General features: G+C 73.5%; 19 protein-coding genes. 9 read left to right on the top strand and 10 right to left on the bottom strand.

The genetic code is table 11. The features are described 5' to 3' along the window. The first annotated feature begins 16 nt into the window (after window positions 1-16). Window positions 17-883 (top strand): phosphotransferase enzyme family protein, encoded by an 867-nt coding sequence (locus OG892_RS32215; RefSeq protein ID WP_073734940.1) that lies wholly within the window; start codon window positions 17-19, stop codon window positions 881-883. Between the two features lie 41 nt (window positions 884-924). On the opposite strand, the gene OG892_RS32210 is transcribed toward OG892_RS32215, so the two are convergent. Then, complete coding sequence (locus tag OG892_RS32210; protein WP_371630905.1) at window positions 925-1,671, bottom strand: 3'-5' exonuclease; 747 nt, start codon at window positions 1,669-1,671, stop codon at window positions 925-927. Window positions 1,672-1,754: 83 nt separating this feature from the next. Then, window positions 1,755-2,987, bottom strand: coding sequence for an SAV2148 family HEPN domain-containing protein (locus OG892_RS32205; RefSeq protein ID WP_073735202.1), 1,233 nt, complete (start codon window positions 2,985-2,987; stop codon window positions 1,755-1,757). 377 nt (window positions 2,988-3,364) lie between these two features. Here OG892_RS32205 and glgX point away from each other — a divergent pair, with 377 nt between their 5' ends. Beyond that, on the top strand, window positions 3,365-5,539 hold the full coding sequence (gene glgX, locus OG892_RS32200; protein WP_371630904.1) for a glycogen debranching protein GlgX: 2,175 nt from the start codon (window positions 3,365-3,367) through the stop codon (window positions 5,537-5,539). Window positions 5,540-5,629: 90 nt separating this feature from the next. Further along, window positions 5,630-8,023: a malto-oligosyltrehalose synthase gene (gene treY / locus OG892_RS32195; protein ID WP_371630903.1), complete on the top strand. Its 2,394-nt coding sequence runs from the start codon at window positions 5,630-5,632 to the stop codon at window positions 8,021-8,023. Here treY and OG892_RS32190 read toward each other — a convergent pair. Together OG892_RS32190 and OG892_RS32185 are read right to left on the bottom strand one after the other, a co-directional pair. Continuing rightward, window positions 7,983-8,999 (bottom strand): cytochrome P450, encoded by a 1,017-nt coding sequence (locus tag OG892_RS32190; RefSeq protein ID WP_371630902.1) that lies wholly within the window; start codon window positions 8,997-8,999, stop codon window positions 7,983-7,985. The genes treY and OG892_RS32190 overlap by 41 nt on opposite strands. 149 nt (window positions 9,000-9,148) lie before the next feature. After that, a complete protein-coding gene (locus OG892_RS32185; protein WP_073734935.1) occupies window positions 9,149-10,048 on the bottom strand; it encodes a LysR family transcriptional regulator in 900 nt (299 codons plus the stop codon). 97 nt (window positions 10,049-10,145) lie between these two features. Between OG892_RS32185 and lpdA the strand changes: the two genes are divergently transcribed. Next, the gene (lpdA, locus tag OG892_RS32180) at window positions 10,146-11,567 is read left to right on the top strand and encodes a dihydrolipoyl dehydrogenase (protein WP_371630901.1); all 1,422 of its coding nucleotides are present in this window, start codon (window positions 10,146-10,148) and stop codon (window positions 11,565-11,567) included. Between the two features lie 60 nt (window positions 11,568-11,627). On the opposite strand, the gene OG892_RS32175 is transcribed toward lpdA, so the two are convergent. Beyond that, complete coding sequence (locus tag OG892_RS32175; RefSeq protein ID WP_073734933.1) at window positions 11,628-12,194, bottom strand: DUF1707 and FHA domain-containing protein; 567 nt, start codon at window positions 12,192-12,194, stop codon at window positions 11,628-11,630. A gap of 206 nt (window positions 12,195-12,400) precedes the next feature. On the opposite strand from OG892_RS32175, the gene OG892_RS32170 reads away from it, so the two are divergent. Both OG892_RS32170 and OG892_RS32165 read left to right on the top strand, forming a co-directional pair. Next, complete coding sequence (locus tag OG892_RS32170) at window positions 12,401-13,354, top strand: GNAT family N-acetyltransferase (protein WP_371630900.1); 954 nt, start codon at window positions 12,401-12,403, stop codon at window positions 13,352-13,354. A gap of 57 nt (window positions 13,355-13,411) precedes the next feature. Further along, the gene (locus OG892_RS32165; RefSeq protein WP_073734931.1) at window positions 13,412-14,302 is read left to right on the top strand and encodes an aminoglycoside phosphotransferase family protein; all 891 of its coding nucleotides are present in this window, start codon (window positions 13,412-13,414) and stop codon (window positions 14,300-14,302) included. Window positions 14,303-14,311: 9 nt separating this feature from the next. Here OG892_RS32165 and OG892_RS32160 read toward each other — a convergent pair whose 3' ends face one another. After that, entirely contained in the window at window positions 14,312-15,700 is a 1,389-nt protein-coding gene (locus tag OG892_RS32160; protein WP_371630899.1) for a GH1 family beta-glucosidase, read from the bottom strand. A 195-nt stretch (window positions 15,701-15,895) separates the two neighbouring features. Between OG892_RS32160 and treZ the strand changes: the two genes are divergently transcribed. Both treZ and OG892_RS32150 read left to right on the top strand, forming a co-directional pair. Continuing rightward, on the top strand, window positions 15,896-17,656 hold the full coding sequence (treZ, locus tag OG892_RS32155; protein ID WP_073734929.1) for a malto-oligosyltrehalose trehalohydrolase: 1,761 nt from the start codon (window positions 15,896-15,898) through the stop codon (window positions 17,654-17,656). A gap of 88 nt (window positions 17,657-17,744) precedes the next feature. Then, window positions 17,745-18,761 carry an aldo/keto reductase gene (locus OG892_RS32150; protein WP_328864917.1) on the top strand — a complete coding sequence of 339 codons (1,017 nt, stop codon included), beginning with the start codon at window positions 17,745-17,747 and terminating at the stop codon, window positions 18,759-18,761. Window positions 18,762-18,782: 21 nt separating this feature from the next. Here the strand turns inward: OG892_RS32150 and OG892_RS32145 are convergent, their stop codons facing one another. Both OG892_RS32145 and OG892_RS32140 read right to left on the bottom strand, forming a co-directional pair. After that, window positions 18,783-19,913 carry a M24 family metallopeptidase gene (locus tag OG892_RS32145; protein ID WP_371630898.1) on the bottom strand — a complete coding sequence of 377 codons (1,131 nt, stop codon included), beginning with the start codon at window positions 19,911-19,913 and terminating at the stop codon, window positions 18,783-18,785. Window positions 19,914-20,005: 92 nt separating this feature from the next. Continuing rightward, a complete protein-coding gene (locus OG892_RS32140; protein ID WP_371630897.1) occupies window positions 20,006-20,659 on the bottom strand; it encodes a nucleoside/nucleotide kinase family protein in 654 nt (217 codons plus the stop codon). Window positions 20,660-20,726: 67 nt separating this feature from the next. On the opposite strand from OG892_RS32140, the gene OG892_RS32135 reads away from it, so the two are divergent. Then, window positions 20,727-21,113 (top strand): VOC family protein, encoded by a 387-nt coding sequence (locus OG892_RS32135; RefSeq protein WP_371630896.1) that lies wholly within the window; start codon window positions 20,727-20,729, stop codon window positions 21,111-21,113. A 15-nt stretch (window positions 21,114-21,128) separates the two neighbouring features. Here the strand turns inward: OG892_RS32135 and OG892_RS32130 are convergent, their stop codons facing one another. Further along, a complete protein-coding gene (locus OG892_RS32130; protein WP_073734924.1) occupies window positions 21,129-21,788 on the bottom strand; it encodes a response regulator transcription factor in 660 nt (219 codons plus the stop codon). Beyond that, complete coding sequence (locus OG892_RS32125; RefSeq protein ID WP_328864921.1) at window positions 21,776-22,996, bottom strand: sensor histidine kinase; 1,221 nt, start codon at window positions 22,994-22,996, stop codon at window positions 21,776-21,778. The genes OG892_RS32130 and OG892_RS32125 overlap by 13 nt, the downstream gene beginning before the upstream one ends. Window positions 22,997-23,043 lie beyond the last annotated feature (47 nt).

The following is a 23,043-nucleotide window of genomic DNA, read 5'->3' as shown; positions in this document are numbered from 1 at the left end:
TGCGAAAATCGGATCCATGAACGAGATGCGAGCGCGCGAGGCACTGACCGCTGCCGGACACCCCGGCGACGCGGAGCTGCTCGCGCTGGGCGAGAACGCGGTGTTCGCCGTGGGCGACCTGGTGGTCAAGATCGGCCGGGACGCCGTGCGCAGTCCCGAGCTGCGCGAGCGGGCCGAGCGCGAGGTGGCCGTCGCGCGCTGGCTCGCCGCGTCCGGTGTCCCCGCGGTGCGGACCGCGGAGCCCGCGGCCCGGCTCGTCGAGGGCCACCCGGTGACGGTGTGGCACCGGCTGCCCGAGCCGGTGCGGCCCGCGGAGCCGCGGGATCTGGCGCCGCTGCTCACCGCGGTGCACGCGCTGCCGGCCCCGGAGGGCCTCAGCCTGCCCCGGCGGGAGCTGCTCGGCGGGGTCGAGCGCTGGCTGACCCTGGCGGGCGACGCGATCGACCCGGCCGACGCCGGGTATCTGCGTGAGCGCCGCGACGGCTTCGCGACGGCCGCCGCCGCGCTGGTGCCGCACCTGCCCCCGGGCCCGATCCACGGCGACGCGCTGCCGCGCAATGTCCATGTCGGTCCGGACGGGCCGGTCCTGGTGGACCTGGAGACCTTCTCCACGGATCTGCGCGAGCACGACCTCGTGGTGCTCGCCCTGTCCCGTGACCGGTACGGGCTGCCGGCCGAGGCCTATGACGCGTTCACCGCCGCGTACGGCTGGGACGTCCGGGAGTGGGACGGCTGCGCGGTGCTGCGCGGGGCCCGGGAGACGGCGAGCTGCGCGTGGGTCGCGCAGCACGCGCCGGCCAACCCGAAGGCACTCACGGAGTTCCGCAGGCGCGTGGCGTCGCTGCGCGACGGGGACACGGGGGTGCGGTGGTACCCCTTCTGAGCGTTATGCCCTCAATCGCCGGACCGGCTCAAGAGCTGTCCTCAATCGCCGGACGGGCTTGATTTCAACTCGAACACCGGCTCCCGTACCGGCCAGCGGCCGTCGATCACCGCGTCCGCCGTGCCCTTGCGGCGCAGGAACTGCTGGAAGTCGGCGGCCCACTCCGCGTACCACGCGATCTGCCGCTCGTGGAGCTCGGCCGCGGACAACGCGGCCACCGAGCCGTGCCGCGCGGCTATCGCGTACGCCACCCGCACCGCGGCCAGCGCGTCCGCCCCCGCGTCGTGGGCGCCGCCGTGGACCACGCCGTACTCGACGCAGACCGCCTCCAGATTCCGCTTGCCCTTGCGGTAGCGGTCCACCGCCCGGTCGATGGTGTACGGGTCGAGGACCGGGCCGATCCCCGCGCCGCCGAGCCGCTCGCTCAGCGACGGGAGTCCGTGTCGGCGCAACTCCGCCGTCAGCAGCGTCAGGTCGAAGGCGGCGTTGTACGCGACGACCGGCACGCCCTGGCGCCAGTAGCCGGTCAGGGTCTCGGCGATCTCGTCGGCCACCTCGCGCACCGGCCGGCCCTCCGCCGCCGCCCGTTCGCTGCTGATGCCGTGGATCGCGGAGGCCTGTGCGGGGATCCGGATGCCCGGATCCGCCAGCCAGGTGCGCTGCCGCTCCGGCTCTCCGTCGCCGGCGCGGACACCGACGACCGCGGCCGTCACGATCCGGGCCTCCAGCGGCTCCGTACCCGTCGTCTCCAGGTCGAAGCCGACCAGCGCATGCCGGTGCCAGCTCATCCCATACCTCCTTCGTGGTGCTTCCCCCAGGTGACGACCACCCTCGCACGGGCCACTGACAGCACCCTCCTGAGGTCGGCCCGTCAGGAGACCGGCCGGGAGTCCGTCCAGACGGACTCGAACTCCTCGCGGTACGTCTCGAACAGGCCGTGCTCGCTGTCCTGCCCGGCCCGGACCACCGCCCGGCCGCCGCCCCTGAGCACCAGCACGGGTGCCTCCATGCCGCGGGCGCGGCGCAGATACGTCTGGACGACCCCCACCGCGTCGGCGCCGTCGCCGTCCACCAGGTAGGCGGTGAAGCGCGGGGTCTCGTCGAAGACGTGGATCTCGAAGGCGCCCGGGTCGCGGAGCTTGGAGCGGACCCGGCGCATGTGGAGGATGTTCATCTCCACCGTCCGGCTCAGCTCCCCCTTCTTGAGCCCCAGCTCCCGCTCCCGGCGCTTGACCGCGCTGCTGGCCGGGTTGATGAAGAGCAGCCGGACCCGGCAGCCCGACTCGGCCAGCCGGATCAGCCGGCGGCCGGAGAAGTTCTGCACCAGCAGATTGAGCCCTATGCCGATCGCGTCCAGCCGGCGCGCTCCGCCGAAGAGGTCCTCCGCGGGCAGCTGGCGCTGGAGCCGCACCCGGTCGGAGTGGACGGAGACCACGTCCGCGTACCGGTCGCCCACCAGCTCCTCGACGGCGTCGACGGGGAGCCGGTCGGCGGACGGCACCGCGGCGCCGCTGCCGAGGATCTCCAGCAGCCGCGCGGAGGCGCGCTCGGCCTGGGCGAGCACCGCCTCGTTGAGCGCGCGGTTGCGGGAGACCACGTTGCGGGCGACCTCCAGCTCGTCGAGGGCCAGCTCCACATCGCGGCGGTCGTCGAAGTAGGGCTCGAAGCAGGGCCAGTGCTGGACCATCAGCTCACGCAGCTGAGGCAGCGTGAGGAAGCTCAGGACGTTGTCGTCGGCCGGGTCGAGCAGATAGCCCTTGCGGCGGGAGACCTCGCGCACGGCGACGGCGCGCTGCACCCACTCCTGTCCGGCGGGTCCCGCCGCGGCCACCACCCAGTCCTCGCCGTGGACCGGCTCGTAGATGGGCCGGAGCACCGCGGCCACCACGGCGCGCAGCCGCTGCTCCACGAGATTCAGCCAGATATAGGCGCGCCCGGCCCGCTGAGCGCGGGTGCGCACCTCGCTCCAGGCGTCCGCTCCCCAGTCCAGTTCCGCGCCGATCTCCAGGGGCCGGGCGAGCGAGACCGCCCCGGGCGTCACATCGGTGGCGTCCCCCTCGTGACCAGCGTCACCTGGGGGCAGCTCGAAGCCTCCCGAGCTCACCCGCACACCGCCTTCCACTCCCCCACCAACGATCAAGGAAGGGTACTCCGGGAGCGGGAGCCGGTGCAGCCGGATGCGCAGGCTCCTTCTTCAACTCCCCTACGGATCAAGCCTGTTCTTCTGGACAAGATCTGCCGTAGTGAGCGGATTCATAGTGATTAAACACCCCACCGCAAGCCGCATACCGGGCAGCGGGCCGAACAGGTCCGCCTGATTCGGGTTCCGGGCGACAAGAAGAGGCCCGATGTTGACCGGACCCCGCGACGCCGCCCCCCGATTGCCGGTCGGTCCTAGGTAAGGGCCGCCCTTTCGGGGAAGATCTGGCAGGGAGCCCGCATTCCCCAGGCAACCGCATCAGAGTGGAAGAGTCGAAACCTATGCAGGTCTGGCCGGGACAGGCGTACCCCCTCGGTGCCACGTACGACGGCGCCGGGACCAACTTCGCGGTCTTCTCGGAGGCCGCCAACCGAATCGAGTTGTGCCTGCTGCACGACGACGGCTCCGAGACGGCGGTGGAGCTGCGGGAGACCGACGCGTTCGTCCGGCACGCCTATCTGCCCGGGGTGATGCCGGGTCAGCGGTACGGGTTCCGGGTGCACGGGCCGTACGAGCCGCAGCGCGGCGCCCGCTGCAACTCCGCGAAGCTGCTCCTGGACCCGTACGCGCGGGCGGTCGCCGGGCAGATCCAGTGGGGCGAGGCGGTGTACGGCTATCCGTTCGGCCGGCCCGACGCGCGCAACGACCTCGACTCGGCGCCGCACACCATGACGTCCGTCGTGGTCAACCCGTACTTCGACTGGGGCGACGACCGGCGTCCCCGTACGGACTACCACCGCACGGTGATCTACGAGGCCCATGTGAAGGGCCTGACGATGCTTCATCCGGGGCTGCCGAAGGAGCTGCGCGGTACGTACGCCGGGCTGGCGCACCCGGAGGTCATCGCGCACCTGACAGAGCTGGGCGTCACGGCGATCGAGTTAATGCCGGTGCACCAGTTCGTGCAGGACCACCGGCTGGCGGACGCGGGGCTCGCCAACTACTGGGGTTACAACACCATCGGCTTCTTCGCCCCGCACAACGCCTACGCCTCCTGGGGCGACCGGGGCGAGCAGGTGCTCGAATTCAAGCAGGCCGTACGGGCGCTGCACCAGGCGGGCATCGAGGTGATCCTCGACGTGGTCTACAACCACACGGCGGAGGGCAACCACCTGGGGCCGACGCTCTCCTTCCGGGGCCTGGACAACGCCTCCTACTACCGTCTGACCGACGACCAGCGCTACTACATGGACACCACGGGGACCGGGAACTCCCTGCTGATGCGCTCTCCGCACGTGCTCCAGATGATCATGGACTCGCTGCGGTACTGGGTGACCGAGATGCATGTGGACGGCTTCCGCTTCGATCTGGCCGCCACGCTGGCCCGTCAGTTCCACGAGGTGGACCGGCTGTCGTCGTTCTTCGACCTGGTGCAGCAGGACCCGGTGGTCAGCCAGGTGAAGCTGATCGCGGAGCCGTGGGACGTGGGCGAGGGCGGCTACCAGGTGGGGAACTTCCCGCCGCTGTGGACCGAGTGGAACGGGAAGTACCGGGACACGGTCCGCGACCTGTGGCGCGGTGAGCCCCGGACGCTGGCCGAGTTCGCCGGGCGGCTGACCGGCTCCTCCGACCTGTACCAGGACGACGGCCGCCGGCCGCTCGCCTCGATCAACTTCGCCACCTGCCACGACGGCTTCACCCTGCACGACCTGGTCTCGTACAACGACAAGCACAACGACGCCAACGGCGAGGGCAACCGGGACGGCGAGAGCCACAACCGGTCCTGGAACTGCGGCGTGGAGGGCGAGACGGACCGGCCGGAGGTGCTGGAGCTGCGCGAGCGGCAGATGCGCAACTTCATCGCCACCCTCATGCTGTCGCAGGGCGTGCCGATGCTGAGCCACGGCGACGAGTTCGGGCGCACCCAGCTCGGCAACAACAACGGCTACTGCCAGGACAGCGAGCTGTCCTGGGTGCACTGGCCGGACCCGGCCCAGGCGGCGGCCGACGACGACGGCGACGGCGAGGAGACAGCGGACCCGGGCGGCGACGGGCTCTCCCGCAGCCTGCTGGAGTTCACCCGGGCGATGGTGTGGCTGCGCCGCGACCATCCGGTCTTCCGGCGGCGCCGGTTCTTCCACGGGCGGCCGGTGGAGGGCACGCACGACGAGCTCTCCGACATCGCCTGGTTCACGCCCGAGGGCCAGGAGATGACCCAGCGGGACTGGCAGGCGGCGCACGCCAAGGCCCTGACGGTCTTTCTGAACGGGCACGCCATCTCGGAGCCGGGGCCCCGCGGCGAGCGGATCTCCGACGACTCCTTCCTGCTGATGTTCAACGCGAGCGCCGAGACACTGGAGTTCGCCGTCCCGGTGAACCACGGCCGGCAGTGGCATGTCGTCGTCGACACGGCGCGCCCGGCCGGCGTGCTGACCGGCGCCGGACCGAAGGTGGCGGCGGGCGACCGGGTGACGCTGGTGGGCCGGAGCATGGTGGTGCTCCAGCGGCCCGCTTAGGGGAGAGAGCGCCGGGGACGGGGCCGCCGGTCGGGCCCTTGTGCCCGACCGGGTGACACAGAGCGCCCGGATCTGGGTACGAACGTCTTCATGACGCCTTCCGCCACGTACCGGCTCCAGCTCCAGCCGGACTTCCCGTTCTCGGCCGCCGAGGACGCCGTGCCGTACCTCGCCACGCTCGGCGTCTCCCATCTGCACCTGTCCCCCGTCCTCGAAGCCGTGCCCGGGTCCACGCACGGCTACGACGTCGTCGACCACGGCCGGGTGCGCGCCGAGCTGGGCGGCGAGGAGGGGCTGCGGCGGCTCGCCCGCACCGCCCGGCGCCACGGGCTCGGGCTGGTCCTGGACATCGTGCCGAACCACATGGCCGCGGACCCGCGGCACAACCACGCCTTGCGGGAGGTCCTGCGCGAGGGGCCCGGCTCCCCCTACGCCCGCTGGTTCGACATCGACTGGGCGGCGGGTGACGGGAAGGTCCTGCTGCCCGTGCTCGGCGGTCGGCTCGGCGACGAGATGGACGGGTTCCGGGTCGACGGGGAGGTGCTGCGCCACGGCGAGCAGGAGTTCCCGCTCCGGTCCGGCACCTCCGGCCTCCCGCTGCCCGAGCTGCTGGACGCCCAGCACTACCGGCTCTGCTGGTGGCGGCTGGCCCGTACCGAGCTGAACTACCGGCGGTTCTTCACCATCTCGGAGCTGATCGGGGTGCGGGTGGAGGACCCGGAGGTCTTCGCCGCCACCCACGCCAAGATCCTCGAACTGGTTCGGGACGGGACCGTCGAGGGGCTGCGGATCGACCACCCCGACGGGCTCGCGGACCCGGCCGGCTACCTGGAGCGGCTCTCCGGCGCGAGCGGCGGCGCGTGGACCGTGGTGGAGAAGATCCTCACCGGCCCGGAGCCGCTGCCGGCCGGCTGGGCGGTGGCCGGGACGACCGGGTACGACGCACTGCACCGGATCGACGGCCTCTTCGTCGACCCGGTGGGCGCGGCGGAACTGCTGGGCCACTACCGGGAGTCCGCCTCCCCGGCGGGCGACCGGGGCGGCTACTGGCAGGCGACGGTGCGCCGGGCCGCGTACCGCGTCGTCACCCATGAGCTGGCCGCGGAGACCGCGCTGCTGACCCGGCTGGCGTCGCGCGTCTGCGCCGAGGACCCCGCACTGCGCGACCACGCCCCGTGGGCGCTGCGCACCGCGGTGCGGGAACTGCTGGTCCGGGTGCCGGTCTACCGCCCGTACGTGACGGCGGGCGGACCCTGTACGGAGTCGGCCGGGGCGGCGCTGGACGCGACGGCGGTGAGCGACGCCAAGGCGGTGTTCGCGGTGCGGGAGGAGGCGGCGGCCGTCGACGTGGTGCGGGAGCTGGCGCTGGGGCGGCTCGGTCCCGGCGGCGACCGGGCGGCGTTCTGCGACCGGTTCGCGCAGACGGCGTCCGCGCTGCGGGCCAAGTCGGTCGAGGACACCGCGTACTACCGGTACGTGCCGCTGATCTCGGCGAACGAGGTGGGCGGTGATCCGGGCAGGCCGGCGGTGACGCCGGAGGACTTCCACGTCTTCTGCGCCCGCCTCGCCCGGGACTGGCCGGCCACCGGCACCGCGCTGACCACGCACGACACCAAGCGCAGCGCCGATGTCCGGGCCGCCGTCGCGGTGCTCTCCGAGTGCCCCGGGCGGTGGTCGCGGCTGGTGGCGGAGCTGGCCCGGACGGCTCCGGCGGCGCCCGATCCGCAGCTGGCGTGGCAGGCGTGGCAGACCGCGTTCGGCTGCGTGGGGTTCCCGGCCGGTGAGCAGGCGGCGCGGCTGGCGCCCGCGCTGCTGAAGGCGGCGCGGGAGTCGGGTCTCTTCACCAGCTGGACCGAACCCGATCCGGGGTACGAGCGGGCGATGTCGGACTTCGTGGCCGCCGGCCCCGCCGCCGCGACCGGCCCCGCGCGGGAGCTGCTCGCGGAGTTCGCGGCCTCGCTCGCCCCGCATGTCCGGGCCAACGTGCTCGGCGCGGCGCTGGTGCAGCTGACGATGCCGGGGGTGCCGGACCTCTACCAGGGCACGGAGCGCGAGTACCTGGCGCTGGTCGACCCGGACAACCGGCGGCCGTTCTCGACGCCTTCCCCGGACGCGCCCGCCTCCGCGAAGGAGGCGCTGACGGCGGCGGCGCTGCGGCTGCGGCGCGAGCGGCCCGGGGTGTTCGGGGAGTCGGGGACGTACGCCCCGCTGGCGGCCTCCGGGCCGGCGGCCGGGCACTGTCTGGCCTTCTGCCGCTCGGGCGAGGTCGTCACCGCGGTGACCCGGCTGTCGCTGCGGCTGGCGGAGGCGGGCGGCTGGCGCGGGACGGAGCTGGCGCTGCCGGACGACGGGGTGTGGCGGGATCTGCTGGCGCCGGGCCGGGAGTTCTCGGGCGGCACGGTCGCGGTGGCCGAGCTGTTCGACGGGGGTCCGGTCGCGCTGCTCAGCAGGGTCGCACCAGCAGGGACCTCGGACCCCGGGTGAGCAGGCCGGTGGCGGACGGCCTGAATCCGTCCGCCCAGCGGAGCCCCGGCATGGCGTCCAGCAGGGCACGCACCCCCTGTTCGGCCTCCAGCCGACCGAGCACCACGGCCGGGCAGCCCGCCGGTCCGCCGGTGGTGCGGCCCTGGTCACGGCGGAAGGGGTCGAACAGGTCCGGTGCGGCGAACCGTTCCGGATCGCGTCCCGCCGCGCCGATCAGGCAGGCGACGGGGGCCCGCGCCGGGAGGGTGCCGCCGCTGAGGGTGACCTCGGTGAGGGTCCGCCGCAGGACGACCTGGACGGGCGGGTCCCGCCGCATCGTCTCCGTCCAGGCGCGGCCGGCGAGCGCGGGTTCGACGCGCAGGGCGGCCAGCAGGTCGGGGTCGTCCAGCAGGTTGGCCAGGAACGAGGCGAGGGCCGTCTCACGCAGTCCGGTGTGCCGGGTGCAGGGCCCGTCGCCCAGCTGGGCGGGGTCGCCGTTGCGGGTCCGGAAGGGGCCGCTGCCCGCGGGCAGCCAGCGGCAGAACTCCTCGACGAGATCGGCCTGCCGCCGCCCGGCGATCCGCCGGGCCAGCACGAACGCGGTCCGCTCGACGCGCTCGGCCAGGTGCCGGGGCACGGTGCCGGTGACCACCGTGTACCGCTCGCGGGGCAGGCAGCGGGCGCTGCCGTGACAGAGGCCGAGCGGGGCGGGGCCGCCGCGCGGCGCCCCGTCGTGCGGGTAACCGGTGAACCGGGGGCCGGTGAGCGCGGCGATCACGTCGTCGTACCGGCTGACCAGCCAGGCGCCCAGCGGGGCGTCGTAGCAGAGCGGATGCTCCTCGCGCAGTACCCGGTAGAGCCGGTACGGGTCGCGGGCGGCGCCGGGGGCGAGGAGGCTGGGGCCGGCTCCCGGGCGGGCGGAGCGGGACGGCCCGGCGGGGCGGTGGTCGGGCGAGGGCGTCGGGGCGGGTATGCCTCCTGGGGCGTCGGCCTGCATCCGTACCCCCGGTGGTCGGTGCGCCGGTGTGCGGCGCGGTCCCCCTCAGGGGATCACCCGGACCGACCCGGCGCAGTCGGCGCGCGGCCGTCCGGGTGACGGGGCGCGTCCCGCGGTCCGGTGACGGCGGGGGCCCGCCGTCACCGCCGTCACGGGGCGGGCCGGGGGCCCGGTGGCCGGAACGCGGCGAGCAGTTCGGTGAACGCGGCGGCGGCGCCGGTCAGTTCGACGCGGGAGAAGACCGCGAGCGGCCGGGACCACGGCGGGTCCACGGTGAGCACCGCGCAGTCCTCCCCGACCGCTCCGCGCACGACGTGCGCGGGGGCGGTCGCGATTCCGACGCCGGCCGCGGCCATCCGTACCGCGGTCGAGGTGTGCTCGGTCCGCACCGCCGTGCGCGGTACGAAGCCGGCTTCGGCGCAGACCCAGTCCAGGAACGGCCGGCCGTGCACGACGGCCTCCATCGCGCACCGCACCCAGGGGCGGTCCGCGAGCTCCTGGAGGCGGACGGAGGCGCGTCCGGCGAGCCGGTCGTCGAACGGGACGACCAGGACGATGCTCTCCTCACCGATCGGGACGAGGTGGCCCGGCCAGTCGGCGGGCGGCGGGCCGACGGCGAGGTCGGCGGTGCCGCGCTCGATCTGTTCCTCCAGGGCCTCCGTGGTGGCGTACTCGTGGAGCACGAGGCCGACGCCGGGGTGGCCGGAGCGCCAGCGGGCGAAGACCTCGGGGAGGATGCCGACGGCGATCGCGTGCACGGTGGCGATGTGCAGTTCGCCGCCCTCCGCGCCGGCCGCAGCCCGTGCCGCGCGCCGGGCCTGGGCGGCGCTGCGCACGGACCGCTCGGCGTGCGGCAGGAAGGCGCGGCCCATCGGGGTCAGCCGCACGCCCCGCGGCAGCCGTTCGAGCAGGGCGCCGCCGACGGTCCGCTCCAGGGCCTTGATCTGGTGGGACAGCGCGGGCTGCGTGACGTGGAGCAGCTCGGCGGCCCGGGTGAAGGAGGTCTCCTCGACGACCGTGAGGAAGTACTCCATCTGACGCAGGCTCATCGATCAGCTCCCCGCCCTCTGCCATAGACGTTGTGCATCGGCCCCACACAAACATTGCCTTGGACTCATGGCAACGGTGCGGCGGAGAGTGGGAGCCATGACACAGACGGAGAAGGTGACCGAGACCGACGTGCTGGTGATCGGCGGGGGGACGGGCGGCTATTCGACCGCGCTGCGGGCCGCGGCGCTCGGTCTGCGGGTGGTGCTCGTGGAGCGCGACAAGGTGGGCGGCACGTGTCTGCACCGGGGCTGCGTTCCCAGCAAGGCGATGCTGCACGCGGCGGCGTTGGTGGACGGTATCGCGGAGGCCCGTGAGCGGTGGGGGGTCAAGGCGACCCTGGAGTCGGTGGACTGGCCGGCGCTCGTGGCGACCCGGGACGACATCGTGGACCGCAACCACCGCGGGGTGACCGGCCATCTCGCGCACGCCGGGGTGGAAGTGGTGCGCGGCAGCGCGGAGTTGACGGGTCCGCACGGTGTCCGGATCGGCGGGTACGGGGAGATCACCGCCCGGCGCGGCATCGTGCTGGCCACCGGGTCACGGCCGCGCACCCTGCCGGGTCTCGCGGCCGACGGGCGGCGGGTGGTCACCAGCGACGACGCGCTGTTCGCCGTCGGCCTGCCGGAATCGGTGCTGGTGCTGGGCGGCGGGGCGATCGGCGTCGAATACGCCTCCCTGCACCGGTCGATGGGGGCCCGGGTCACCCTGGTGGAGGCCGCGGACCGGCTCGTGCCGCTGGAGGACGCCGACGTGTCCCGGCACCTGACCCGCGGGCTGAAGCGGCGCGGGATCGATGTGCGCACGGGTGCGCGGCTGCTGGAGGCGACGGTACTGGAGGACGGGGTGCGGGCCGCGGTCCGCACCCCGCGCGGTGAGACCCGCACGGTGGAGGCGGACCGGCTGCTGGTGGCGGTGGGCCGGGTACCGGTGACGGACGGTCTGGGGCTGGCGGCGGCCGGACTGTCCACCGACGAGCGGGGGCATGTGGTCCCGGCGGACTGGGACCGGCTGGAGACGTCGGTGCCGGGCATCCACGTGGTCGGCGACCTGCTGCCGCCGCCGTCCCTCGGGCTGGCCCACGCGTCCTTCGCCGAAGGCCTGTTGGTGGCCGAGACGCTGGCCGGGCTGCGTCCGGCGCCGGTGGACTACACGGCGGTGCCCCGGGTGACGTACTCCGCCCCGCAGACCGCCGCCGTGGGGCTGTCAGAGGCCGGGGCCCGTGACGCCGGGCACGACGTGGTGGTCGGCACGATGCCGCTGACGGCGGTCGCCAAGGGCATGGTGCACGGGCAGGGCGGGATGGTGAAGGTGGTCGCAGAGCGGGACGGCCGGGTCCTGGGCGTCCATCTCGTCGGGCCGCACGTCTCGGAGATGATCGCGGAGAGCCAGTTGATCGTCGGCTGGGACGCCGAACCGTCCGACGTCGCCCGTCACGTGCACCCGCACCCGACGCTCTCGGAGGCGGTCGGTGAGGCCTTCCTGACCCTGGCGGGCCGTGGGCTGCACCAGCAGGCGTGAGGTGCTCCGGCAACCCTGGGGCCTGTCGTCGAACTGCCGTCTGCCGCGCGACGACACGCCCTAGGCGGGCGGCCTGAGCGCGGGGGCGGAGAGCCGGAACATCATCGTGCCGAAGCTCACCTGGTCCCCCTCGCGCACCGAGACCGTCCCCGTGACGCGCTGGCCGTTGACGCAGGTGCCGTTGGTCGAGCCCAGGTCGCGCAGCAGCCACCGGCCGCCGTGCACGGTGAGCTCGGCGTGCATCCGGGAGACGGTCTCGTGGCTGAGGCGCAGCCCGTTGCCCGGGTCCCGGCCGATGAGCAGGGGGTACGGACTCGGCGCCGGCAGCAGCAGCTTGGGCAGCCGCTCCGCCCACCAGGCCCTGCGTACCCGGCCGGGAAAGCCGGAGACTCCGCTGACGACCCGGATCAGCTGCCGCGACAGGCGGCCCCCGGTGTCCAGATCGGCGGTGAGCGCGGCCAGCTCCTCCGAGCGGTTCGCGGTCAGGGCCAGTTCCATGCGCCGCATGAAGGTGTCGTGGGAGAGCCTTCCCTGCGCCGCGCCTTCTCTGAGCACGCCGAGAACACGGTCGCGCTGGGCGTCGGACACCCGCGCGGGATACGTGTGGAACTCGAAGGAGGACGTCACAGGGACAAGTGTCGGGCCGATGGCCCCAACGTGTCCAGAACGGCCGCCCCTTCCTCGCTCCCTGACCTGCGCGGGCGGACCGGCCAGGGCTCTCCTGCACCACCTTCCGGATAATCGCGGGCGCCCGGAGCGGGACGTTGCTACCGTCTGCCGCCGTGCCGCCCCGATGACCATCGGGGCGCTCCCTCGTAGTTCCTGGAGACTCTGTGCCCGCTGCACCACTCGAACTGAACATCCGTCCGCTCGCCGGCCCTCAGGAGCTGGATCTCTTCCGCCGGCTGCCCTACGTCCTGGACCACGAGCTGGCGGACGACCTCGACTCCGGCCGGCGCCGGCCGGAGTGGATGTGGGTGGCTCTGCGGGGCGAGCGGATGGTGGCGCGGATCGCGTGGTGGAGCCAGGACGGCAGGGCGCCGCTCCTTCTCGACTTCTTCGACCTCGACGACACCCTGCCGGAGCCGGAGCGCGGCGAGGTCGGCCTGCGGCTGCTGGAGACGGCGAGCGCGGCGGTGCTGCCCGCCGGCGGCCCGCGTCCGGAGTACGGGCGGTTCGTCCCGGCCGACTGGCGCGAGGACCCGGTGGTCCGTGATGTCGTCGAGGCCCGGATCCGGGTCATGGAGCGCAGCGGTGCCCGGATGCTGGTCGAGCGGCTGCGCCTGGAGTGGCGCGCGGGCACCCCGGTGCCCGCCGACAGCGGCCGGCTGCGGTTCCGCCCGGTCGCCGGGCGCGAGGACCTCCTCGCGCTGATGGCGCCCGTGATGGAGGGCACCCTCGACGCGCACGGTCAGCAGGACCTGGCCTCCGGCCTGTCCCCGCTCCGGGCCGCGGAGAAGCACTACGACGAGGAGCTGGCCCGCTACACCACCCCGCGGGAGTGGTGGCGCGTCGCGGAGCTGCCGGACGGCGAACCGGTGGGCTTCGTGATCCCGGCCCGCAACGACTACAACCCGATCATCGCGTACATCGGTGTGCTGCCGGCGCAGCGCGGCCACGGCTACATCGACGACCTCCTCGCCGAGGGGACCCGGGTGCTCGCCGGACAGGCCGGGGTGGAGCGGATCCGGGCCGCGACGGACCTCGGCAACGTACCGATGGCGAAGTCCTTCGCACGGCTGGGGTACGTCAACTTCGAGCGTGCGTTCGACATGGTGTGGGACTGACGGACCGGGTGCTCCGGCGGGCTGTCCTACGCTGGGCGTGATCGCTTGGAGGAGCGCATGGAACGAGACAGCGTCGACGAGGGCTTCGTCCGCACCCTGATCGGGGACCGTTACCCGGAGCTGGCCGGTCTGGAGATCCGGCGGGTCGCCTCCGGCTGGGACAACCAGCTCTGGCGGCTCGGGGAGGAGCTGGTCGTCCGGCTGCCGATGACCGAGCGCGCTCCCGAGCTGCTGCGCAAGGAGTTCCGGTGGCTCCCGGAGCTCGCCGGGCAGCTGCCGCTGCCCGTGCCGACGCCCCGGTTCCTGAACGAGCCGGACGCGCTCTTCCCCCGGCCGTGGTCCCTGGTGAGCTGGGTTCCGGGCGAACCGGCGGACGGCGTCGAGGTCACCGACGCCGCCCGCTCTGTGGCGAACCTCGCGGGGTTCCTGCGCGCCCTGCACCGCCCGGCACCGGCGGACGCCCCCACGGATCCGGGACGCGGCGGCTCCCTGGCCACGGTCACGGACGACTTCGAGGCCCTGCTCGCCGGGGTGGCGGAGGCGGTCGACGTACCGCGCGTGCGCCGGGTGTGGGACCGGGCGGTCGCCGCGCCGCAGTGGACCGGGCCCGCGGTCTGGCTGCACGCCGATCTGCACCCCGCCAACGTCGTCGTCGCCGACGGCGCGATCTCCGGCATCGTCGACTTCGGTGACCTCTGCGCCGGTGATCCGGCCGTCGACCTCGCCGCCGCGTGGAAGCTGCTGCCGCAGGGCTCGGACGGCGACTTCTTCGACGCGTACGGAGGGACGGACGAGGCGACCGTGCGGCGGGCCCAGGGGCGGGCCGTGCTGAAGGCCCTCGTGCTCGTCTCGGTGGGCCAGGCGTGGGACCGGGGTCTGCCCGGCGGCCAGCCGACCTGGGGCCGGGCCGGCCACCAGGTCCTGGAGCGGGTCTTCGCCGCCGCCTGAGGGCGGCCGTCAGGCCCGGTCCGCGCCGGTCCGGCCGCCCGGACCGGCGCCCTGCCGCTTCTGTTCCCTGATCATGTCGCGGTACCAGGCGTAGGAGTCCTTGGGGGTGCGGCGCAGCGTCTCGTAGTCGATGTGGACCAGACCGAAACGCTTTCCGGCCCCCTCGATCCACTCGATGTTGTCGGTGAGCGACCAGGTGAAGTAGCCGCGTACGTCGACACCCGCGTCGATGGCGGACCGCAGCGAGTTGAGATGGGCGTCGAGGAAGGCTATCCGGCGGGTGTCCTCAGTCGGTTCGTCGATGGCGCAGCCGTTCTCGGTGATGTAGAGCGGCGGGAGCCGGTCGCCATAGCGGTCGTTGAGCTGGACGAGGGTGTCGCGCAGTCCGTCGGGGACGACGGGCCAGCCGAAGTCGGTCGTCTCGTATCCCTCGATCTGCCGTATCCCGAAGGGCAGTTCGGCCGGCATTCCGAATCCGGCGAAGGTGTCGAGGGCGGCGGGAGCGGGAGCGCCGACGAGCGTGGGGTTGTAGTAGTTGACCCCGTACCAGTCGAGCGGGGTGGAGATGGTCCGCAGGTCGTCCTCGACCGGGCCGGGCATCAGCGCGGCGAAGTTCTCGTCGGGGTAGCGGCCGGTGAGGAGCGGGTCGGAGAACAGCCGGTTGGTGAGGGTGTCGTACAGACCGGCGGCGAAGCGGTCCTCCTCGCTCTCGCCCGCGGTCCAGACCGGGGAGTGCGAGACGGCGATGCCGATGTTCCCGGCGCCCGCGGCCCGCAGGGCGCCGACGGCCAGGCCGTGGGCGAGGAGCTGGTGGTGGGCGGCGGGCAGGGCGTCGAAGAGGAGGGTGCGGCCGGGGGCGTGCTCGCCGAGCGCGTAGCCGAGCAGGGTCACTTCGGCGGGTTCGTTGATGGTGATCCACATGGGCACGCGGTCCGCGAGGCGTTCGGCGACGACGCCGGCGTACTCGGCGAAGCGGTGGGCCGTGTCCCGGTTGAGCCAGCCGCCCGCCTCGTCCAGCGGGAGCGGGGTGTCCCAGTGGTAGAGGGTGGGGGCCGGGGTGATCCCGTGTGCGCAGAGTTCGTCGACGAGGCGGTCGTAGAAGTCGAGTCCCTGGGGGTTGACCGGCCCGCTGCCGCCGGGTACGACGCGCGGCCAGCTCACCGAGAAGCGGAAGGCGTCGGCGCCGAGACCGGCCAGCAGGGCGACGTCTTCGCGGTAGTGCCGGTGGAAGCCGGTGCCCCGGGTGGTGTCGGCGCCGTCCTTGATCCGTCCGGGCTGCGCGGCGAAGGCGTCCCAGCCGGAGGGTCCCTTGCCGTCGGTGTCCGCGGCCCCCTCGGTCTGGAACGCGGAGGCGGAGGCTCCCCAGAGGAAACCGGGCGGGAACGTCGGAACGGTCATCTCGGCCTCCACAGCCGTTGGTAAGACCACCGGCAATCGGGGGCGGTCCAAGAGGGAGTGCGTATGGCAGAAGTCGGCAGGGCAGTGATCAGAACCAGACCTTAATCGCCAGTAACGGGCTCGATCCAGTGTCGTTGGTCGGTGATCGCGGCTTCTGCCGACCATGGGCCGGAACGAGGAGACGAGGAGCGTCGCATGCTGTTCGACGTATGGGCACCGGATGCGGAGTCGGCCGCTCTGTGGCTGGCCGGTGAGCTGCGGTCCATGGAGCGCGATCCCGTACGGGCGGGCTGGTGGACGGCGGCGGCGGAGGCCGGTGACGGCGACCGCTACGGCTTCGTCCTCGACGGCGGGCCGGTGCGCCCCGACCCCCGCTCGCGCCGCCAGCCGGACGGGCCGGACGGCGAGAGCGCGGTCGTCGACCACTCCGCGTACGCATGGCGCTCCGACTGGGCCGGGCGCGGGCTGCCGGGCGCCGTCCTGTACGAGCTGCACGTCGGCACGTACACGGCCGAGGGCACCTTCGACGCGGCGGCCGAGCGGCTCGGGCATCTGGCAGAGCTGGGCATCACCCATGTGTCCCTGATGCCGGTCTGCCCCTTCCCGGGTGTCCACGGCTGGGGGTACGAGGGGGTGTCGCTGTGGGCGGTGCACGAGCCGTACGGCGGCCCCGAGGGGCTGAAGCGCTTTGTCGACACGGCGCACGGCCTTGGCCTCGCCGTGGTCCTGGACGTGGTCCACAACCACCTGGGCCCCTCCGGCAACTATCTCCCCGCCTTCGGCCCGTACTTCACCGAGACGCACCACACCCCGTGGGGCGCGGCGGTCAATCTGGACGCCCCCGGCTCGGACGAGGTGCGGGCGTTCCTGCTGGGCAGCGCGCTCGCCTGGCTGCGCGACTACCGGCTGGACGGCCTGCGGCTCGACGCGGTCCACGCGCTGGCCGACACCCGGGCGCTGACGTTCCTGGAGGAGCTGTCGGCGGCGACCGACGCGCTCTGCGCCGAACTGGGCCGCCCGCTCTCGCTGATCGCGGAGTCCGACCTCTGCGACCCGCGCACGACGACGCCCCGGGGGGCGGGCGGCACCGGACTGCACGCGCAGTGGAACGACGACTTCCACCACTGTCTGCACACCGCCCTCACCGGCGAGGCCCAGGGCTACTACGCGGACTTCGCCGTGGCCCCGCTGGCCGCGCTGGCGAAGACCGTGTCGAGCGCCTTCTTCCACAACGGCACGTACTCCGGTTTCAGAGGCCGTACGCACGGCCGCCCCGTCGACGTCACCCGCACCGCCGCCCACCGCTTCGTCGGCTACGCCCAGACCCACGACCAGATCGGCAACCGGGCGCTCGGGGACCGGCTCGCCGCCTCCCTCTCCCCCGGACTGCTCGCCTGCGCGGCGGCGCTCGTGCTCACCGGCCCGTTCACGCCGATGCTCTTCATGGGCGAGGAGTGGGGCGCCCGTACCCCCTGGCAGTTCTTCACCGACCACACGGACCCGGAGCTGGCCGAGGCGGTGCGCAGCGGCAGACGGCGGGAGTTCGGCGCGCACGGCTGGGCGGAGGAGGACATCCCGGACCCGCAGGACCCGGCCACCCGGGACCGCTCCTGCCTGGACTGGGACGAACCGGGCCGGGAACCGCACGCCCGGCTGCACGCCTGGTACCGCGAGCTGATCGCGCTGCGCCGCGCCATGCCCGACCTCCGTGACCCGGATCTGGCGACGGTGAAACCGGCGTACGACGACGGGGCCCGCTGGTTCGCCTTCCGCAGGGGCGATCTGCGGATCGCGGTCAACCTGGACGAGAAGCCCGCCGCGATCCCGCTCGGCGGCGGCCGGCACCGCAGCGGCGCAGGCAGGGTGCTGGCCGCCTGGCAGCCGGTCGGGGCGCCCGGCGAGGACGGCGTGCTGCACCTCCCGGCCCAGTCCTGCGTGGTGCTGGCCGACGGCTGAGCGCGAGGCGGTCCGCGCCCCGTAACCCGCTTGCCCTGAAGCGCACTTCAACTCATAGCCTGCCGGAAACCAACGGGAGGATCTCCTTATGAAGCAGCGATTTCTCGGCCGGTCCGGGCTGCGTGTCAGCGAACTCTGCCTGGGCACCATGACCTTCGGCCAGGACACCGACGAAGCGGGCGCGCACCGGGTGCTCGATGCCTTCACCGAGGCCGGCGGCACCTTCATCGACACCGCCGACGTGTACCAGCAGGGCGTCTCGGAGGAGATCGTGGGCCGCTGGCTGAAGAGCCGGCGCCGTGACGACCTGGTCGTCGCCACCAAGGTGTTCGGCACGATGGGCGAGGCGCCGAACGCGGGCGGGCTCAGCCGCAAGCACATCCTCTCCGCGGTCGAGGCGAGCCTGCGGCGGCTCGGCACGGACCACATCGACCTCTACCAGACGCACGTGTGGGACGCGACGACACCGGTCGAGGAGACCCTGTCCACGCTCGACACCCTGGTGAGGTCGGGGAAGGTGCGCTACCTCGGCGCGAGCAACGTCTCCGCCTCGCAGCTCCAGCGCGCCCAGGACCTGGCCGCCCGCAACGGCTGGGAGCGCTACATCAGCCTCCAGCCGCTCTACAACCTCCTCGCGCGCGAGGTGGAGTGGGAGCTGGCGCCGGTGAGCGAGGCGGAGGGCGTCGGCATCATCCCGTGGAGCCCGCTCCAGGGCGGCTGGCTGACGGGGAAGTACCGGCGCGGCATGAGCGAGGCCGCGCCGGGCACCCGGGAGGCCCGCTACCAGCGGGAGCTGGGGCGCGAGGCCTGGCGGGAGCGGGACAACGAGGAGACCTGGCGGGTCGTCGAGGCCGTCGTCGCCGTCGCGGAGGAGACCGGGCGCACCCCGGCGCAGGTGTCCCTGCGCTGGCTGCTCGGCCGGCCCGCCGTGGCCGCGCCCATCATCGGGGTGCGGACCGTCGAGCAGCTCGCCGACAACCTGGGCGCGGTGGGCTGGGAACTGACGCCGGAACAGACGGTACGGCTGGACGAGGCGAGTGCCCGTCCGCTGCCGTACCCGTACGACGTGCTGCACCGGTTCCGCGACCGCGAGCCGCAGGGCTGACCTGCCGGGGCCCGGTGACCGCTACTCGACGATCGCCAGTTCGCGGGCGGTGGCGTTGAGGCGGCGGCCGCCGTCCTGCGTGACCGTCACGATGTCCTCGATCCGGACACCGAAGCGGCCCGGCAGATAGACGCCGGGCTCCACGGAGAAGCACATGCCGGGGACGAGCTGCTGCTCCTCGCCCTCGATCATGTACGGGGGCTCGTGCGTGGTGACGCCGATGCCGTGGCCCGTGCGGTGGATGAAGCGGTCGCCGTAGCCGAACTCGGTGATGACGGCGCGGGCGGCCCGGTCGATGTCCTGGCAGGCGGCGCCGGGCCGGACCGCGTTGCAGCCGGCCTCCTGCGCCTCCCGCACGATGTCGTGGACCCGCTGCTCCTGCACGGTGGGTTCACCGACGTGGACCGTACGGGAGGTGTCGGAGCCGTAGCCGTGCTTGAGGCCGCCGAAGTCGAGCACGACCATGTCGCCGCGCTCGATGGTGCGATCCCCCGCCTCGTGGTGCGGGTTGGCGCCGTTGGGCCCGGAGCCGACCACGGTGAAGTCGACCTGGGAGTGCCCGTACTCGGTGAGCAGCCGGGCCAGATCGGCGGCGACCTCGGTCTCCCTGCGCCCGGAGAAGCGGACCTTGAGGATCTCCTCGTACGTGGCGTCGGCGGCGGCCCCGGCGGCGGCGATCCGCTCCAGCTCCGCGGCGTCCTTCACGGCGCGCAGCATCGGCAGCGCCTCGGTGAGGGAGGCGTACGAGGTGCCGGGCAGCAGTTGCTGGAGGCCGAGCAGGTGCATCGCCCAGGCGTTGTCGCTGATCCCGAACCGCCCCTTGGCGTCGAGCAGCGGCGCCGTCACGGCGTACGGGTCCTTGCCGTCCGTCCAGTCCCGCAGGGTGAGGGCGGGTGCGCCGGCGCACTTCTCCGCGTCCGGCGCCTCCAGTGTCGGTACGACCAGGACGGGGTCCTGCCCGGCCGCGAGGACGAGGAGGGTGAGGCGTTCGGTGTCCGCGGTGGGCCGGTATCCCGTCAGGTGGACCATGTCGGGTCCGGGTGCGACCAGGACGCCGGCGAGACCGGCGGCGGCCGCGCTCTCGGCGGCCCGTGCCATCCGGGCCCGGTAGTCGTCGGCGGTGAACGGCGCGGGCTGGTTCGGGCTGGGCATGCGGGACCTCCTGGGGCACGGAACGGCTCCCCGCATCCTGCCGGGTGCGGGGCGCCCGCGCGAGCGGTCAGGGGCGTTGCCGGTGCGGTTCCTCACTCGTTCCGGAGCCGGCCGGACTCCGCCCCGAGCCGCACGACGAGGTCGGCCCGGTCCCGTCCCCGGGCGACGAGCCGGGCGTTCGCCTCGTCGGATCCGGCGACCCAGCGTTCCGCGTGCGGGCGCGGCTTCCCGAACCGCACATGCCGGTCGACCAGTCGGCGGACCCGTACGTCCTGGTCGAGCTCCAGGTACCACGCCTCGTCGAGCAGCCCGCGCACCGGCGCCCAGCCGCCCTCCGTGTGCAGCAGGTAGTTCCCCTCGGTGATGACGAGGGAGATGTCCGGGCCGACCGGGACGGACCCGGCGACCGGTTCCTCAAGGGCCCAGTCGAAGGCCGGGGCGTACACGACGGTGCCCGGTTCCGGTGCCCGCAGCCGGCGGAGCAGGGCGGCGTACCCGGCGGCGTCGAAGGTGTCGGGCGCGCCCTTGCGGTCCGCCCGGCCGAGCCGTTCCAGTTCGGCCCGGGCGAGGTGGAAACCGTCCATGGGCACGAGCGCGGCGAGCGGCCCGAGGGTGTCGGCCAGCTGCGCGGCCAGGGTGGACTTGCCGGCTCCCGGCGGGCCCGCCAGGCCGAGAACACGGCGCTTCCCGGTCAGGGCGAGCCGACGCGCGCGGGCCGTCAGCCCGGTGAGGTCACTGGTCTCCATGACGGATATTGTCCCGCTACGGGCCCGGCGGCCTCCCTTCCGTCCCGCGAGGAATCCGAGGAATCCCATGTCCCACATCGCCCTGGTCACCCTGGTCGTCCGCGACTACGACGAGGCACTCGCCTTCTACACCGACGCCCTCGGCTTCGAGCTGGTGGAGGACACAGACCGGGGCGACGGCTCCCGCTGGGTGGTGGTGCGTCCGCGTGGCACACAGGGCACGGGGCTGCTGCTGGCCCGCGCCAAGAACACGGAGCAGGGAGCGAGCGTCGGGGCGCAGACGGGTGGCCGCGTCGGCTTCTTCCTGCACACGGAGGACTTCGCGGCCGACCACGCACGCATGCTGGCGGCCGGGGTCCGCTTCCTGGAGGAGCCCCGGCACGAGGCCTACGGTTCGGTCGCGGTCTTCGAGGACCTGTACGGCAACCGCTGGGATCTGCTCCAGCCCGCGTGACGCGCCGGAGGCCGCTCAGCGCGGCCCGTTGCCCTCCAGGTAGGCGAGCACGGCGAGGACGCGGCGGTGGACCGTTCCGTCGTCCGGTTCGAGGCCGAGCTTGGCGAAGATCGAGCCGATGTGCTTGCTCACCGCCCGCTCCGTGACGACGAGTTCGGCGGCGATGGTGCCGTTCGCCTTGCCCTGGGCCATCAGTTCCAGGACCTCCCGCTCGCGGGGCGTGAGGCTCAGCAGCGGTTTCGCGGACGCCTTGCGGGTCATCAGCTGGCTCACCACCTCCGGATCGAGCGCGGTGCCGCCGTCCACCACCCGGTCGAGGGCCTGGAGGAACTGGTCGACCCGGCCCACCCGGTCCTTGAGCAGGTAGCCGATGCCCTGGGCCCCCTGGGCGAGCAGCTCGGCGGCGTAGGTCTCCTCGACGTACTGCGAGAGGACCAGGATCGGCAGGCCGGGGAGTTCCCTGCGGGCGGCCACGGCGGCGCGCAGCCCCTCGTCGCGGAAGGTGGGCGGCAGCCGGACATCGAGCACGGCGGCGTCCGGGCGGTGCGCCAGCAGGGCGGGCAGCACCTCGGGCCCGGCCGCGACATCGGCCACCACCTCGTGGCCCGAGCTGGTGAGCAGCAGGATCAGGCCCTCCCGCAACAGGGCGTTGTCCTCCGCGATCACGATCCGCACGGCAGCTCCACTTCGATGTCGGTCGGCCCTCCGATGGGGCTGCTGATGCGGGTGGTGCCGTCCAGAGCGGCGATCCGCCGCCTGATCCCGACCAGCCCGCTGCCGGCGCCTTCATCCGCGCCGCCGCACCCATCGTCCCCGATGGATACGAGCAGTACGCCGGGGGCCCGGTCGATCCGTACGCGCGCGGCCGTCGCGCCGCTGTGCTTGCTGATGTTGGTGAGCGCCTCCGCCACCACGAAGTAGGCGGCGGCCTCGATCGCGGCGGGGAGCCGCCGTCCGTCCTCGACCCCGTCCAGTTCGACCGTCACGGGGATACCCGCCCCGGCCGCCAACGCCCTTACGGCGCCGCCCAGTCCACGGTCCGTCAGCACCGGCGGATGGATGCCGCGCACGACGTGCCGCAGCTCGGCCAGCGCCGCGTCGGCGCCGTCCTGGGCCTCCTCCAGGCGCAGGCGGGCGGCGGCCGGGTCCCGGTCCAGGAGCTGTTTGGCCAGGCCGACCCGCATCGACAGGGCGACGATCCTGGCCTGGGCGCCGTCGTGCAGATCCCGTTCGATGCGGCGGAGTTCGGCGCCGTGCGCCTCGACCGCCCCGGCCCTGCTCTCGGTCAGCTGGTCGATGCGCTCGGCGGACGGCGAGGCCGTGAGCAGGGACCGGGTCCAGCTCGCGGCGAGGTCCGCCAGTACGGGGTGCCAGCGCAGCACCCAGCCGCGCCGCACGGGCGGCGGTGTGCCGTACTCGTCGGTGGTGCGCCGGTCCAGCAGGTGTACGACGGAGAGCCCGATCCCGTCCACCAGCATCCCCACCGGCCACAGCACCATCGTGAGGTAGCCGAGCCCGTTGCCGATGAGGGCCTGGGCCGGCAGCCAGAGGACCTCGCGCCGGTTCGTCGGGTCGGTGAGCACCCGCCTGACCCGCTCGGAGAGTTCGCCCCGGTCCAGCGGCAGATAGCGCGTCGGACGGAACGGCACACCGAGGTACGCGGCGGCCCTGCGCCGCTCGGACTCCGCGAACCTGTGCAGCACTTTGGCCGCCTCCGGCAGGGCGGGCAGTCCGATGATCACGACGCCGAACAACAGGACCGCCACCACCAGGAACGCGCTGACATAGGCGAGCAGCGCGATCGGGATGCCGAGGAGGAGGTACTGGGAGGCATGCCATGAACGCCGGACGGCGGCCGTCAGCGGAGTGGGCGTACTGTTCATGCCGCACCACGTTACGGGGACGGGTCCGCCACCGGAGTGGGGTGCCC

Source organism: Streptomyces sp. NBC_00341, assembly GCF_041435055.1.
GTDB lineage: Bacteria > Actinomycetota > Actinomycetes > Streptomycetales > Streptomycetaceae > Streptomyces.
Note: the sequence above shows the minus strand (reverse complement) of the source record. Positions and strands in the feature narration are given on the sequence as shown.

Excerpts from the sequence above, each read along its gene's own strand:
- OG892_RS32215 (WP_073734940.1), top strand. The coding sequence starts at position 17 with ATGAACGAGATGCGAGCGCGCGAGGCACTGACCGCTGCCGGACACCCC.
- OG892_RS32210 (WP_371630905.1), bottom strand. The coding sequence starts at position 1,671 with ATGAGCTGGCACCGGCATGCGCTGGTCGGCTTCGACCTGGAGACGACG.
- glgX (WP_371630904.1), top strand. The coding sequence starts at position 3,365 with ATGCAGGTCTGGCCGGGACAGGCGTACCCCCTCGGTGCCACGTACGAC.
- treY (WP_371630903.1), top strand. The coding sequence starts at position 5,630 with ATGACGCCTTCCGCCACGTACCGGCTCCAGCTCCAGCCGGACTTCCCG.
- OG892_RS32190 (WP_371630902.1), bottom strand. The coding sequence starts at position 8,999 with ATGCAGGCCGACGCCCCAGGAGGCATACCCGCCCCGACGCCCTCGCCC.
- OG892_RS32185 (WP_073734935.1), bottom strand. The coding sequence starts at position 10,048 with ATGAGCCTGCGTCAGATGGAGTACTTCCTCACGGTCGTCGAGGAGACC.
- lpdA (WP_371630901.1), top strand. The coding sequence starts at position 10,146 with ATGACACAGACGGAGAAGGTGACCGAGACCGACGTGCTGGTGATCGGC.
- OG892_RS32165 (WP_073734931.1), top strand. The coding sequence starts at position 13,412 with ATGGAACGAGACAGCGTCGACGAGGGCTTCGTCCGCACCCTGATCGGG.
- OG892_RS32160 (WP_371630899.1), bottom strand. The coding sequence starts at position 15,700 with ATGACCGTTCCGACGTTCCCGCCCGGTTTCCTCTGGGGAGCCTCCGCC.
- treZ (WP_073734929.1), top strand. The coding sequence starts at position 15,896 with ATGCTGTTCGACGTATGGGCACCGGATGCGGAGTCGGCCGCTCTGTGG.
- OG892_RS32150 (WP_328864917.1), top strand. The coding sequence starts at position 17,745 with ATGAAGCAGCGATTTCTCGGCCGGTCCGGGCTGCGTGTCAGCGAACTC.
- OG892_RS32145 (WP_371630898.1), bottom strand. The coding sequence starts at position 19,913 with ATGCCCAGCCCGAACCAGCCCGCGCCGTTCACCGCCGACGACTACCGG.
- OG892_RS32140 (WP_371630897.1), bottom strand. The coding sequence starts at position 20,659 with ATGGAGACCAGTGACCTCACCGGGCTGACGGCCCGCGCGCGTCGGCTC.
- OG892_RS32135 (WP_371630896.1), top strand. The coding sequence starts at position 20,727 with ATGTCCCACATCGCCCTGGTCACCCTGGTCGTCCGCGACTACGACGAG.
- OG892_RS32125 (WP_328864921.1), bottom strand. The coding sequence starts at position 22,996 with ATGAACAGTACGCCCACTCCGCTGACGGCCGCCGTCCGGCGTTCATGG.